Source organism: Gordonia sp. McavH-238-E (genome assembly GCF_022348225.1).
Taxonomy (GTDB): domain Bacteria; phylum Actinomycetota; class Actinomycetes; order Mycobacteriales; family Mycobacteriaceae; genus Gordonia; species Gordonia terrae.
Map to the genome: position 1 here is coordinate 87,424 of NZ_JAKRFE010000012.1, position 13,179 is coordinate 100,602.

The 13,179-nt window shown below is 68.1% G+C and carries 11 protein-coding genes; 4 read left to right on the top strand and 7 right to left on the bottom strand.

Features of this window, described 5'->3' with window-relative positions; genetic code table 11:
* Nucleotides 1-53 precede the first annotated feature (53 nt).
* Both dinB and MHN80_RS18845 read right to left on the bottom strand, forming a co-directional pair.
* Nucleotides 54-1,262, bottom strand: coding sequence for a DNA polymerase IV (gene dinB / locus MHN80_RS18840; RefSeq protein ID WP_239402986.1), 1,209 nt, complete (start codon nucleotides 1,260-1,262; stop codon nucleotides 54-56).
* A 181-nt stretch (nucleotides 1,263-1,443) separates the two neighbouring features.
* Nucleotides 1,444-2,058, bottom strand: a complete 615-nt coding sequence (locus tag MHN80_RS18845) for a TetR family transcriptional regulator (protein ID WP_239402987.1) — start codon at nucleotides 2,056-2,058, stop codon at nucleotides 1,444-1,446.
* Between the two features lie 95 nt (nucleotides 2,059-2,153).
* On the opposite strand from MHN80_RS18845, the gene MHN80_RS18850 reads away from it, so the two are divergent.
* Together MHN80_RS18850 and MHN80_RS18855 are read left to right on the top strand one after the other, a co-directional pair.
* The gene (locus MHN80_RS18850) at nucleotides 2,154-3,911 is read left to right on the top strand and encodes a CocE/NonD family hydrolase (protein WP_239402988.1); all 1,758 of its coding nucleotides are present in this window, start codon (nucleotides 2,154-2,156) and stop codon (nucleotides 3,909-3,911) included.
* Between the two features lie 68 nt (nucleotides 3,912-3,979).
* Nucleotides 3,980-4,822, top strand: coding sequence for a class I SAM-dependent methyltransferase (locus MHN80_RS18855; RefSeq protein WP_004021103.1), 843 nt, complete (start codon nucleotides 3,980-3,982; stop codon nucleotides 4,820-4,822).
* 125 nt (nucleotides 4,823-4,947) lie between these two features.
* Here MHN80_RS18855 and MHN80_RS18860 read toward each other — a convergent pair whose 3' ends face one another.
* From MHN80_RS18860 to MHN80_RS18875, 4 genes are all read right to left on the bottom strand, one after another.
* Nucleotides 4,948-5,352 (bottom strand): VOC family protein, encoded by a 405-nt coding sequence (locus MHN80_RS18860; protein WP_239402989.1) that lies wholly within the window; start codon nucleotides 5,350-5,352, stop codon nucleotides 4,948-4,950.
* Between the two features lie 156 nt (nucleotides 5,353-5,508).
* Nucleotides 5,509-6,849 (bottom strand): carboxylesterase family protein, encoded by a 1,341-nt coding sequence (locus MHN80_RS18865; protein ID WP_239402990.1) that lies wholly within the window; start codon nucleotides 6,847-6,849, stop codon nucleotides 5,509-5,511.
* On the bottom strand, nucleotides 6,842-8,983 hold the full coding sequence (locus tag MHN80_RS18870) for a cation-translocating P-type ATPase (protein ID WP_275447926.1): 2,142 nt from the start codon (nucleotides 8,981-8,983) through the stop codon (nucleotides 6,842-6,844). Before MHN80_RS18870 ends, MHN80_RS18865 begins: the two co-directional genes overlap by 8 nt.
* A gap of 87 nt (nucleotides 8,984-9,070) precedes the next feature.
* On the bottom strand, nucleotides 9,071-9,358 hold the full coding sequence (locus MHN80_RS18875; RefSeq protein ID WP_004021099.1) for a DUF1490 family protein: 288 nt from the start codon (nucleotides 9,356-9,358) through the stop codon (nucleotides 9,071-9,073).
* Between the two features lie 347 nt (nucleotides 9,359-9,705).
* On the opposite strand from MHN80_RS18875, the gene ilvD reads away from it, so the two are divergent.
* Nucleotides 9,706-11,421 carry a dihydroxy-acid dehydratase gene (gene ilvD, locus MHN80_RS18880; protein WP_239402991.1) on the top strand — a complete coding sequence of 572 codons (1,716 nt, stop codon included), beginning with the start codon at nucleotides 9,706-9,708 and terminating at the stop codon, nucleotides 11,419-11,421.
* Between the two features lie 43 nt (nucleotides 11,422-11,464).
* Here the strand turns inward: ilvD and MHN80_RS18885 are convergent, their stop codons facing one another.
* The gene (locus MHN80_RS18885; protein ID WP_239402992.1) at nucleotides 11,465-11,980 is read right to left on the bottom strand and encodes a MarR family winged helix-turn-helix transcriptional regulator; all 516 of its coding nucleotides are present in this window, start codon (nucleotides 11,978-11,980) and stop codon (nucleotides 11,465-11,467) included.
* 109 nt (nucleotides 11,981-12,089) lie between these two features.
* Between MHN80_RS18885 and MHN80_RS18890 the strand changes: the two genes are divergently transcribed.
* Nucleotides 12,090-13,019: an NADP-dependent oxidoreductase gene (locus MHN80_RS18890; protein ID WP_239402993.1), complete on the top strand. Its 930-nt coding sequence runs from the start codon at nucleotides 12,090-12,092 to the stop codon at nucleotides 13,017-13,019.
* Nucleotides 13,020-13,179 lie beyond the last annotated feature (160 nt).

A 13,179-nucleotide genomic window follows, 5' to 3' on the forward strand; every position in this document is an offset into this window, starting at 1 on the left:
CTGCGATGCGTGGTCACCATGCGGACATGGCGCGCTCTGTTGCCACGAAATCCTCAGTCGGGCAGCATCGGCGCGTCGTCACCGTGGTTGCGACCGATCAGCACCGCGCGGGTGACCGAATCGCGCCCGAACCGGTCGCGCAGGAGATCCATCGTCGCGTCGAGTTCCTCGGCATGATCGGTGTCGAAGGGCAGGGCCAGCTGGATGTTGTCGTGGTCGTCGAGGTTGGTCAGCGACAGCCCGACCAGGGTGCAGCCGCGCTCGCGGATGATCGGCATGGCGTCGGCGAGGAGTCCGCGCGCCGAGGCCATGACGATGTGGGTGCGGTCGGTCGGCTCCAGCAGCGTCCGGGATCGGGTGGCACGGGTGAAATCGTCGAAGCGCAATCGCAGAATGACTGTCCGACAGACCCGTTCGGCCGATCGGAGGCGTTTGCCCAGACGCTCGACGATCGCGGTGACCGTCGCCTCGAGGTCGGCCTCGGATTTCGGGCGCCGGCCGAGCGCACGTTGCGACCCGATCGAGCTGCGACGCTTGCCGGTTTCCACCCGGCGCGGGTCCTGGGCGAGCGACAGGGCGAAGAGATGCCGTCCGGCCCCTGAACCGACGATGCCGCGCAACGACCGCTCCCCCAACTCGGCCAGCTGACCCACCGTCTCGACTCCGGCGTCGTGCAGCTTGGCCTCGGTCACCGGACCGACTCCCCAGAGCCTGCGGACCGGAAGCGGATGGAGGAAGTCGAGCTCGGTTCCCGGTTCGACGATCAACAGGCCGTCGGGTTTGCCCACCGCACTGGCGACCTTGGCGAGGAACTTGCTGCGTGCGCCGCCGACCGTGATGGGCAGTCCGACCTCGTCCCGGACGCGGCTTCGGATCGTCGTCGCAACGTCGCGTGGCGTACCGCTGATGCGACCCAGCCCGCCGACGTCGAGGAACGCCTCGTCGACCGAGATCCCCTCCACCACCGGTGTCGTGTCGTGGAAGATGTCGAAGACCTCACGGCTGGCCTCCATGTAGGCCTCGAATCGTGGGGCGACCACGACCGCATCGGGGCAGAGCGCACGCGCCTCGTGGCCGGGCATCGGCGACCGCACACCCCGGGCCTTGGCCTCATAGCTCGCGGCGAGGACCACACCGCCGCCGACGAGAACGGGCCGACCACGGAGCGAAGGGTTGTCCCGCTGCTCGACCGACGCATAGAAGGAGTCGAGATCGGCGTGCAGGATCGACGCGTCGCGCCGCTCCCGCCGCTCGATGTGCATAGAACACATGTTCGCATGGCGGTCGGACACGCACCAGCGTGGTGACTCACAGACCCGCCACCTGGGGCTCACATCTGCCGACCTGATCGGCGAGGTGTCCACCGTCGGCAAACTGGTCGAGTAGCGCACCCACGGAGGAACCGGAAATCCCTGCCGGCTCACACCCGGCAGGGAACGACCCTCATCCGGTCAGGTCCCCCTCGATGTAGCGCTGGAGATTCGGGGCGATCGCGCCGACGGCCTCGTCGGGCGTCATCGACGCCATCGGTTCGACGGCCCAGATGTACCGCATCATCGCGAAACCCATGATCTGCGTGGCGATCATGCCACTGCGGAGGCGACGCTCCTCGTCGTCGGCGCCCAGGCCCGACACACCCATCAGGCTTCGTTCGACGATCATCCGGAGCTTGGCCCGGGTGGACTCCTCGTGCGCGGCCGTCTGCAGCACCGCCCGAAGCACCGGTCCGATCTCCTCGTCGGCCCAGCTGTCCATCATGTAGCGCACCAGCGTCGCCCCGAGTTCGTCGCGCGGCGCCTCCCACGTCCGGGCGACCCCCTCGAGCCACACCGCGGGCGGGTTCGTGCACGCGTCGAGCAGTCCTTCCTTGGACCCGAAGTAGTGGTACACCAGCGCGTGATCGACGTCCGCGTCCCGCGCGACTCCACGGATCGTCGTCCCAGACCAACCGGTCGTCGCGAACGCGTTGCGGGCCGCCGCCAGGATCCGGCCCGAGAGCACCCCGCGCTCGTCCCGCGGCCCGGGTGTCGCCCGGTTTCTCGACTCCGCCTTCGCCATGAGTCTCACCATAGCGTGAAATTTCTCTTGCCCGTCGTCAGAGTTTCACCGTATGGTGAGACAACCTTCCGCAACGACCACCTCCGAGGTATCCCATGGCAGAGACAGCGCGGGACAGCGCCGGTACACCGTTCGCCGGGGCAGCCCCGCAGTCGGCCGACGCCGCGGCACCCGACCGACCGTGGCGCCGCCCGGGCGCCGGGCGCTACGCACTCACGCGGCTGCGTGGAATCGCCCGGCCGCCGGTCGAGGTCGTCGAGCCCGATGCTCAGTCCCTGGTGGTCGAGCGGGATGTCGAGGTCGGCACACGAGACGGAACAGTGCTGCGGGCCAACGTCCACCGCCCCGTCGGCGATGGGCCGTTTCCGGTCGTCCTCTGCGCGCACCCGTACGGCAAGGACAATCTCCCGACGAGGAAGCGGTTCGGCAGGGGTTACACGTTGCCGTTCCAGTACCGCGCCCTCCGGCAGACCGCGCCGGTGCGCTTCTCTGCGCTGACCAGTTGGGAGTCACCGGATCCCGCGTTCTGGACCGCGCAGGGATATGCGGTGGTGAACGCGGACCTGCGTGGCTGCGGTCATTCCGACGGCGTCGGCCGCCCCTTCGCCGACCAGGAGGGCGAGGACGTCCACGACCTCATCGAATGGGCCGGCATCCAGCCGTGGAGCACCGGCCGGGTGGCGATGATGGGGGTCTCGTATCTCGCGATCACCCAGTGGAAGGCGGCGGCGACCCGGCCCCCTCATCTGGTCGCCATCGTCCCCTGGGAGGGTTTCTCCGATGCGTACCGGGATCTGTTGCGTCCCGGTGGAATTCGTGAGACGGGCTTCGTCAAGATGTGGAGCCGGGGCGTGAAGAGCAACCGCCTGGCCTACGACATCGGCGCCGAGTCCGCCGAACATCCCACCCGCGACGACTACTGGCGTTCTCTCGTACCCGACCTGGCCGCCATCGAGGTACCGGCACTGATCTGCGGAAGCTTCTCCGACAACAATCTCCACAGCCGCGGATCGATGCGCGCCTTCGAGAACATCAGCTCCACCGAACGACACCTGTACACCCACCGCAGCGGCAAATGGGCCACTTTCTACTCCGACGAGGCGCAGCGATCCCAGATCGACTTCCTGGCACGACATCTACGCGCAGATGACACGGCGCCTGCGTTGCCGACCGTCCGGCTCGAGGTCCGTCACAGCCGGGACTCGGTGGTCGAGGTCCGCGACGAGTCCCAGTGGCCACCGGCCTCGACGCAGTGGACATCGCTGCACCTCGGCAACTCCGGACTCACACCCGATGCGCCCGAGACCGGTTCGATCTTCTTCGATCCGGCGAAGACCGGAGTGCGGTTCGGAATCACGTTCGATGCCGACACCGAGATCTGCGGATCGGCAACTCTACGCCTGTTCGTCTCCGTCGACGACGCGGACGATGTCGACCTGTACGTCGGTATCGAGAAGTGGTGCGGCGCAGAGTATGTCCCGTTCGAGGGTTCGTACGGGTTCGGCCGCGACCGAGTGACCACCGGCTGGATGCGAGCCTCCATGCGTGACCTCGACCCCGGGCTGTCGACACCCACCGCGCCTGTCGCCACGTACGAGCAGAGGCGCCCACTCGCCGCCGGTGAGGTCGTGCCGGTCGACATTCCGCTCGGCCCGTCCGCCACCCTGTTCCGCCGAGGCGAGCAACTGCGACTCGTTGTCGCGGGACGGTGGTTGTGGCCGCGAAATCCGCTGACCGGGAACGCACCCGCAGCGTACGAACGCGGCTCGCGCGGGCGGACCACGGTCCACTGGGGCGGCGATACGCCATCACGACTGCTGGTACCGGTGACGGCGGTCCGGTCCGCGCACTGACACGACATGCGGCGTGAGACGTCGACCACTTTATCGGAAATCGTTCTCAACACGGCTACGCTGACGACATGGCCCGACCCAGCATCGCCGAGACCTTCAACTCGGCCAGTTCCGACTTCGATCTGGTGACGCCACTTGTCTGGGGCCCGGCCGGCGAGACGTTGGTCGCGCGGGGGCGGACCGCCCTGGGCGACCGGGTACTCGACGTCTGTTCCGGCACCGGAGCGAGCGCACTGGCCGCGGCGCGCGTGGTCGGCCCCGACGGACACGTCACAGCAGTCGATTTCGCCGCGGACCTGGTCGACCGCGGGCGGATCAGCGCCTTTGCAGCGGGACTGCGCAACATCGATTTCCGGGTCGAGGATGTGACGACCCTCGCCGGTCGAGGTGATGACATCGGTGGGTACGACGTTCTCACCTGCGGTTTCGGGGTCTTCTTCCTCCCGGACATGGACGCGGCCGTGCGCGACCTCCTGACGCTCCTGCGCCCGGGTGGGCGGATCGCGGTCGCGGTCTGGCACGACGACGCCCTCTACGACTTCACCGGGGCCTACTTCGACGAGGTTGCGCGGGTGACCAAGACGCCTCCGCCGCCCGGACCGCGCGCACCGTCGGATGGTCCGCCGCACCCGATCACGCGCATCGACACCGAGGAGAAGATCACGGCGTGGTTGGAATCCATTGGTGCCGTGGAGGCTTCAGCATCCGTTCTGGAGTTGCGCATTCCGCGCACCGACGAGTTCTCGTGGTCGATGGTCCTGGGCAGCGGGTTGAGGGGTGCGCTGACAGGTATGGACGCCGACGCCATCGCCGACGTCCGGGCCGGCTTCCTGCAGCGTCTGGTCGACGAGGGCATCACCGAAGTCGACTGCGACACGCTGATCGGGGTCGGCCGACGCCCCGAGAACTGATCTCGACGCGCACCGTTCCTGCCGCCTGCCCCCCGCTGGCCGAGCAGCGTCGGCGCCGGCTCAACCAGCAGAAAGCGACACGGCGCAACCAGCGGGGGGTAGGGCCGGCTCAACCGCAGATCGTGTCACTCCGTCATGGCCGCAAGGTCCATGTAGGAGACCTCCCATGCGTGACCGTCGAGGTCGCGGAAGCTCCGCCCGTACATCCACCCGTGGTCCTGCGTGTCCTGCCACGGACTGCCACCGGTCGCCAGCGCCTTGTCCACCAGAGTGTCGACGGCCTCCCGCGACTCAGCCGAGATCGCCATCAGGACTTCGCGTTCGGTCGCAGTGTCGCTGATCCCACCGGTGATGAAGCCCTGGAACTTGTCCGGGGTCATGATCATCACGAATGACGACTCGTTGACGACCAGGCACAGCGTGGTGTCATCACAGAAGTCGTCGTTGAACGCGAACCCGAGGCCGGTCCAGAACTCCCGCGTGGCCGGGATGTCGGTGGCGGTGGTGTTGACGAACAGCATGCGGGACATCGGATCTCCGTTTCGTTGGGGCGGCGCCCCGAGGTGGGACGGTCAGAACGGTAGACAGGTGCAGCGTCGAAAACTCATCGGCGACTCGACGATGGTGCGGATACGGTTTCGTCACGGGGCAGGACAAGCCTGGGGCCCTCGACGGGTCGCCGCGGATCAGGGAAAGCGGATGAGGCCGGGGACATCCGACGGTGCGGTCCACCCGTCGCGGGCGAAGTCGGCCCAGATCCGGCGCAGCCGGCTGCCGTCCGCCGCGGCCCGTTCGGCGTCGTGGCCGGCCAGGATCGGGGCGCCGGTCCAGATCTCCGGGGTCCCGAACAGCAGCGGGATGTCCACCGTGTGCCCTGAGCGCAGTGGGTGATCGGCTGCGCCCCAGTCGATGACGTACTGGGCGGCCTTTCCGCCGGCCCGTCGGTGACGCCGCGCGAAGCGATCGGCGGCCGACGTGTAGATGGCACGGGTGAGTTGCTGGACGAGGCACTCGTACAGCCGGGTGCCGACCACGGGTATCGCAGGCAGCGACGACACCCCACCGATCGCGGCGGTGAAGAACGCGGCCTCGCGGCTGTTCCACCCGATCAGGAGCTCGACGTCGCGGGCGCGCTGCTCCCACACCGCGTCCACCTCGCCCTCGGGCGGCAAGGGATGGTGGCCGTACTGCGGACCGAAGGACATGAACGCGGGAAGGCCGTGCTGCAGCACCGCTTTGAGGCCCATCATCGATTCCTGGACGGCCAGGACCTCGTCGACGGTCGCCGACTCCGACACCTGGTGCGACGCGGCGAACATGTCCGCATGCAGCCGCTCGCGCCGGCGGGTGATGCCGAGCGGTGCACTCTGCACGATGGCGCGGTGGAACAGACCCGACACGCCGTCGGCCGCCATCAGCTGTGCGATCGCGTCTCCGCCCGCCGACTCGCCGAAGACGGTGACGGTGTCGGGATCGCCGCCGAACGATGCGATGTTCCGCTGAACCCAGCGCAGGGCCTCGATCATGTCGAGCAGGCCGAGATTCGCCGGGCGACTGACACCGTCCCCGAGGAACCCGAACAACCCCAGGCGGTAGGTCACCGATACGACGATGACCCGCTGCTCGGCCACCAGCGTCGCCGGATCGTGGCACGGCGCGTCCGCGGCGCCGATGATGTACGACCCACCGTGGATCCAGACCATCACCGGAAGCACCTCGTCGGGGCGACGGTCGGCGGGCGCGGTGACCGAGACATATTGCGCATGCTCGTCGCCGACCATCTCGCCGAGTGCGGCGTCGCCGAAGGTGCTGTGGACGAGTCCCTCACCGTCGCGCTGGGGACAGGCCGGCGACCACGACGTCGCGTCGATCGGCTCGTCCGCGGGCGGCTCCGCCGACGGCGCTTCGAAGCGCGCCGCGTGCGCGTAGCGGATACCGGTGGCGCGCAGGACGTCTCCGTCCACACGAGCGATGATCGTCCCCGCGGGACACTCGACGGTCGGGCTGGTCAGCGGTAGGTCAGGCACGGTGGGACTCCTCGGTGCGGCGTGGGGTCGCCTCGACCTGGTAGCGGATGAGTCGAGAACTGTTGAGCACCACCGCAACCGACGACGCGTTGTGCAACACTGCGGCGAGCACCGGGGACAGCGCACCGCCCGCACCGATCACCAGCCCCAGCGCGTTGACGGCGATCGACATCCCGTAGTTCTGGCGGATCACCTCGACCGTGTGCGTGCCCAGGTCGCGGATGTCGAGCAACTTGCGCAGATCGTCACCGGCCAGTGCGACATCCGCGGTCTCGACCGCGACGTCCGTACCCGCCAGGCCCATGGCGATGCCGATGTCCGCAGCGGCCAGTGCGGGGGCGTCGTTGACGCCGTCCCCCACCACGGCGACCACGTGACCGAGCGCCTGCAGTTCACGCACGACCGCGAGTTTGTCGTCGGGGGTGACCTCGGCGGCCCACCGCTCGATGCCGAGCTCTGCCGCGATGGTCGCGGCGGTGACCGGGTGATCGCCGGTGAGCATGGCGATCTCGGTGACACCATCGGCGCGCAGCGCGTCGAGGACCTCGCGCGCCTCGGGACGCAGCTCGTCGGACAGGCTCACCAACCCGACCAGGGTGCCGTCGACGGCGAGCAGGAGCGGGGTCTCGCTCGCATGCCGCAGTCGATCCACCCAGTCGATGGCGGCATCGGAGATGGCGACGCCGTGCCGGTCGAGAAGCGACGGGTTGCCGAGCAGGAGCACGCGCCCGTCGTCAGCGCGGGTGCGCATGCCGAGTCCGACGATGACCTCGCACTCGGCGTGCGTCGGGATCTCGATCCGACGCTCCTCCGTGGAGCGGATGACCGCCTCGGCGAGCGGATGACGCGAATGGATCTCGGAGCTGGCGGCATACGCGAGGATCTGTTCGGGCTGCCAGGCGTCGGAGAAGGACACCACGTTCGTCACGACCGGACGGCCGACGGTCAGCGTGCCCGTCTTGTCGAAGACGACCGCCGAGATCCGCCCCGAGATCTCCAGGTGCGATCCGCCCTTGATCAGGATGCCGCGGCGGGCACCGTTCCCGATGGCCCCGCTGATGGCGGTCGGGGTGGACAGTCCCACGGCACACGGGCACGCGATGAGCAGCATCGTCATCGCTCGACGGAGATCGCGCGTCGCCAGCAGGGTCAGCGCCGACAACGCGAACGACGCGGGTACGAAGCGTCGGGAGAAGTTCTCCCCGACCGTCTGGATGGGAGCGCGGTCGCGCTGTGCTTCCTCGACCCGGCTGATGATGCGACCGATCGACGTGTCGTCCCCGACGGCGTCGGCCTCGATCACGACGCGGCCGGTGAGCACCACCGAACCCGCCTGTACGCGATCACCGACGTGCTTGGTCACCGGAAGGTTCTCGCCGGTGAGCGCCGATTGGTCGACGACCGCCTCGCCGTCGACGACCACGCCGTCGACCGCGACGGCGACCTGCTCGTGCACGATCACCGCATCGCCGACGTGAAGGGCGTCGATCGCCACCTGCACCTCGGTGCCGTCGGCGAGGCGCACCCACGCGGTGTCCTGGGTGCCGCGAAGCAGGTCGGTGATGGCGCGGCGGGTGCGGCGCAAGGTGAGGTCCTGGAGGAATTCGCCGATGTTGAGCAGCCACAGCACTGTGAGCGCGACCACGTTCTCACGAAGCAGCAGACTCGCGATCGTGGCCGCCGAGACCAGCGCATCGGTACCGGCCCGGCCCCCGCGCAGGGACCGAAGCGCACCCCGGAGGAACGGGTAACCAGAGAAGATCGTGACACCGGTGGCGACGGTGCGGGATGCCGGACCGAGCAGCGGCGGACGCCGGAAACCGTAGCGACGAAAACCGAGCAGGACCAGTGCCCCGGCGCCGATGCCCATCCGCAACAGGTCGGCGTTGGTGACGTCAGCCGAATGCGGCGCGCGATCGGGCACCTTGGCGAAGTCTGCGTGCGTGGTCGCCGCGATCGCGTGATCGATGGCTTCCGGGTCGGTGTCGGCTCGGAACCACACGACGACCGAGGCCGTCCGCGGATAGGCGTGCACGGCCCGTACGCCCGTCACCCGGGCGACACTCTCCTCGACGGCCACGGCACGACGGTCGGCAGCGGCCCGATCGGGAATCCGCAGCCACGGGACCGTCATGCGGACCCGTCCCGCCGCCGACGACCGGACGACGATGTCGATCGGTGGCAACTCCGGCGAGTACGTCGGCGCAGACGTGCTCACGACTCAGTGATCGTGATCGTGGTCGTGCGCGACCGCTGTTCCCGGCGGGGTCGACTCCTCGCCCAGGCGTTCCTTCGCCTCGGCGACGATGTCGGCGGTGTTGAGCCGCATCGACTCGGCGACCTCTTCGGCCTTACGGGTTCCGCGGATACCCCACGTGGTGGCGACGACCGCGCCTTCACGCAGCGGAGCGCGCCGGGCGACGCTGCGGACGGCGTCGTAGGCAACGGCGCCGACGAATCCCGTCGCGACCGTCGCGCCGGCCTTGGCGAGCAATGCATGAAGGGCCATGTGGAGTCCTCGCTATCCGATGTGCAGCGCACGTGGTTACCGGACACCACGCTACATGCGTGCACCGACGCTCGCCTGCATGAAGGAAATGGTTGCAAGACATGCACATTCACTTATCGATACGTGAGCTAAGCCCGGTTCGAGAGCCGGCCGCCAATTCGATGTGCACGCCCGACCGCCGCGTGCGCCCGTTGCTGCCGATGCCGCCATCGGCCGCGCAGTTGATTCTCGCACCTGCCGTGACCATCTCAGTGAGTATCGGAACGGAGCAAAAGACTCCGCAACCATCCGTCCGTTCCGGTGCGGACTCCGACCGCGTTCGAACGATCACCACTACTCTTGCCCTCATGACCAAGCGAACCGAACCGGACGCCGAGATCGACATCAAGCCCCGTAGTCGCGACGTCACGGACGGCTTGGAGAAGACCGCTGCCCGCGGCATGCTCCGCGCGGTGGGGATGGGAGACGACGACTGGGTGAAACCGCAGATCGGGGTGGGGTCGTCGTGGAACGAGATCACGCCGTGCAACCTGTCGCTCGACCGGCTGGCCAAGGCTGTGAAGGACGGCGTGCACGAAGGTGGCGGATATCCGCTCGAATTCGGCACCATCTCGGTCTCCGACGGCATCTCGATGGGGCACGAGGGCATGCACTTCTCGCTGGTCTCCCGCGAGGTGATCGCCGACAGCGTGGAAACCGTGATGAGCGCCGAGCGGCTCGACGGCTCGGTCCTGCTCGCCGGATGCGACAAGTCGTTGCCCGGCATGCTCATGGCAGCCGCTCGCCTCGATCTCGCGTCGGTCTTCCTCTACGCCGGGTCGACACTGCCCGGTTATGCGACGTTGTCCGACGGCAAGGAGCGTCAGGTCACGATCATCGACGCGTTCGAGGCCGTGGGCGCGTGCTCGCGCGGACTGATGAGCCGCGAGGACGTCGACACCATCGAACGCGCCATCTGTCCGGGTGAGGGCGCGTGCGGCGGCATGTACACCGCCAACACGATGGCCAGCGCCGCCGAGGCGCTCGGGATGTCCATCCCCGGCAGCGCCGCTCCCCCGGCCCCCGACAAGCGCCGCGACCAATTCGCGCGTCAGAGCGGGATCGCCGTCGTCGAGATGCTGCGTCGCGGTATCACCGCGCGCGACATCATGACCCGCGAGGCCTTCGAGAACGCCATCGCCGTCGTGATGGCGTTCGGCGGATCGACGAACGCGGTGCTGCATCTTCTCGCCATCGCCAGCGAGGCCGAGGTCGAACTGTCGCTCGACGACTTCATCAGCGTGGGCAGCCGCGTTCCGCACCTCGCCGACGTCAAACCCTTCGGTCGGCATGTGATGACCGATGTCGACCGCATCGGCGGTGTGCCGGTGGTGATGAAGGCGCTCCTCGACGCGGGGCTGCTGCACGGCGACTGCCTGACGGTGACCGGTTCGACGGTCGCGGAGAACCTCGCTCACATCGCACCGCCGGATCCGGACGGCCAGGTCTTGCGGGCCACGAAGTCCCCCATCCATCCCACCGGCGGCATCACGATCCTCAAGGGATCGCTGGCCCCCGAAGGTGCGGTGGTGAAGTCGGCCGGCTTCGACTCGGACGTATTCGAGGGCACGGCACGGGTTTTCGATCGCGAACGCGCCGCGATGGATGCACTGGAGGACGGCACGATCACCGCCGGCGACGTCGTCGTCATCCGGTACGAAGGCCCCAAGGGCGGTCCGGGCATGCGCGAGATGCTCGCGATCACCGGCGCGATCAAGGGCGCGGGCCTGGGCAAGGACGTGCTGCTGATGACCGACGGACGATTCTCGGGCGGCACCACCGGCCTGTGCGTCGGACACGTCGCGCCGGAAGCCGTCGACGGCGGCCCGATCGCGCTGGTCCGCGATGGCGACCGGATCCGACTCGACGTCGGTCGCGGCCTTCTCGACCTTTTGGTCGATGACGCCGAACTCGCCTCACGCGCAGAGGATTTCACTCCCCTGCCGCCGCGCTACACGCGCGGCGTGTTGGCGAAGTACTCCAAGCTCGTGACTTCCGCGTCGCAAGGGGCTGTCTGCCGCTGAGGGTTCCGCCCACCCGGCGGGACGCCACGTGCCGGAGACGGGATCACTTCTTCTTCGTCTTGGCGGCTGTCCGCCGCGGCTTCGCAGAGCGCGGCGGGATCGTCCGCATATAACCGCGCGCCTTTCCCAGCACGCGGGCCAGGTCCTCGACGTCGTCGCGGTCGAGGGAGTCGAAGAGCAGTTGGCGCAGTACGGCGATATGACCGGGGAACACGGCGGCGAGACGTCGGTGACCGGCCTCGGTCACGGTGACCGTCACCCCTCGCTCGTCGTCCTCCGAGACGCCCCGCGCCACCAATCCCGCACGCTCCAGCAGTCCGACCTGATAGGTCAGACCACTTCTGCTGTAGACCACGCCGTCGGCGAGTTCGGTCATCCGCCGGCTGCCGCCCGGTGCGTCGCCGAGCGTTGCGAGCAGCTGGAACTGTACATAGCTCAGGTCGCCCGCGTCCCGTAGCTGCTGCTCCACCTCATGTCGCACCAGACTGCTGACCTCGATCAGTGCGAAGTACGCCTGTAGTTCGACGGGGTCCAACTGGTGTTCACCGCGCTCGTTCATCCCTCCATCCTACCTATTGCTTCGAATTCGAAGCAGTGTTACCGTTGCCATCAGTTGCTTCGAATTCGAAGCATCACAGCGATCACACCGAGAAGACAAGAGGCAGATCATGAAGGCAGTGCAGTTCGACGAGGTCGGCGGTCCGGAGGTTCTCGAGCTCCGCGATATCGAGCAACCGACGCCGGGGCCCGGCGAGGTCCGTGTTCGCGTTGCGGCATCCGCGTTCAACGCCGCGGACAACGGCATGCGGGCCGGGTTCCTGCCGATCCCGATCGCGTTGCCACACGTGCCCGGGTATGACGTCTCCGGCACGGTCGATGCCCTCGGAGAGGGGGTTCACGATCTCGAGATCGGCGACGCCGTCATCGGGTTTCTCCCCATGGAGCACGACGGCGGCGCAGCCGAATACGTCGTCGCACCGGCCGAGTCGCTGGTGCACGCACCTACGAGCATCCCACTCGCCGACGCCGCAGCACTGCCGTCGGTGAGCCTGACGGCGTGGCAGGCGCTGTTCGACGAGGGCAGACTCGAGCGCGGCCAGCGGGTGTTGATCGTCGGGGCCGGTGGCGTGGTCGGGAAGTACGCGATCCAGCTGGCCAAGCGGGCCGGGGTGCAGGTCGTCGCCACCGCGAGCCCGCGCAGCATCGAGGCGGTGCGGGCTGCAGGCGCCGATCACATCATCGATCACACGGTCACGGAGCTGCTCGACGGGCTCGACGACAGGGTCGACGTGCTGCTGAACCTCGCGCCGATCGAACCCGAGCAGTTCGCCGACTATGTGGCTGCTGTGCGCGACGGCGGGACGGTGGTCAGCACAACGGCTTTCATGGCGACCCCGGACGATGTGTCGCGGAATGTGCAGGCGTCGACCGTTTTCGTCCTGCCGAACCGCGAACGCCTCGGGGAATTGGTGTCGCTCGTCGACGCGGGGGTGTTGACCGTCGAGGTCACGCGGCGGATATCGCTGTCGGAGCTGCCTTCTCTTCACGCTGAAGCGTCGCACGGCCGGATCGCCGGCAAAGTGATAGTGGTCCCGTGACCCTGACGGACCCCGGCTGTGTCGACGTCATGGACCGGTTGGCAGCCGGGTCCCACTGACCGTGTTTGGGCCGCGCCGACGCGGGTACTGCTCGACCTACCAGTTGCTCCAGAAGTGCGGCCTCTGTTGATGACGTGCCCCTATCGACCGACGGCTGGGC

What these genes read in the sequence shown, in the direction of transcription:
- dinB (WP_239402986.1), bottom strand. Translation starts at nt 1,262, where the DNA reads ATGCACATCGAGCGGCGGGAGCGGCGCGACGCGTCGATCCTGCACGCC.
- MHN80_RS18845 (WP_239402987.1), bottom strand. Translation starts at nt 2,058, where the DNA reads ATGGCGAAGGCGGAGTCGAGAAACCGGGCGACACCCGGGCCGCGGGAC.
- MHN80_RS18850 (WP_239402988.1), top strand. Translation starts at nt 2,154, where the DNA reads ATGGCAGAGACAGCGCGGGACAGCGCCGGTACACCGTTCGCCGGGGCA.
- MHN80_RS18855 (WP_004021103.1), top strand. Translation starts at nt 3,980, where the DNA reads ATGGCCCGACCCAGCATCGCCGAGACCTTCAACTCGGCCAGTTCCGAC.
- MHN80_RS18860 (WP_239402989.1), bottom strand. Translation starts at nt 5,352, where the DNA reads ATGTCCCGCATGCTGTTCGTCAACACCACCGCCACCGACATCCCGGCC.
- MHN80_RS18870 (WP_275447926.1), bottom strand. Translation starts at nt 8,983, where the DNA reads ATGACGGTCCCGTGGCTGCGGATTCCCGATCGGGCCGCTGCCGACCGT.
- MHN80_RS18875 (WP_004021099.1), bottom strand. Translation starts at nt 9,358, where the DNA reads ATGGCCCTTCATGCATTGCTCGCCAAGGCCGGCGCGACGGTCGCGACG.
- ilvD (WP_239402991.1), top strand. Translation starts at nt 9,706, where the DNA reads ATGACCAAGCGAACCGAACCGGACGCCGAGATCGACATCAAGCCCCGT.
- MHN80_RS18885 (WP_239402992.1), bottom strand. Translation starts at nt 11,980, where the DNA reads ATGAACGAGCGCGGTGAACACCAGTTGGACCCCGTCGAACTACAGGCG.
- MHN80_RS18890 (WP_239402993.1), top strand. Translation starts at nt 12,090, where the DNA reads ATGAAGGCAGTGCAGTTCGACGAGGTCGGCGGTCCGGAGGTTCTCGAG.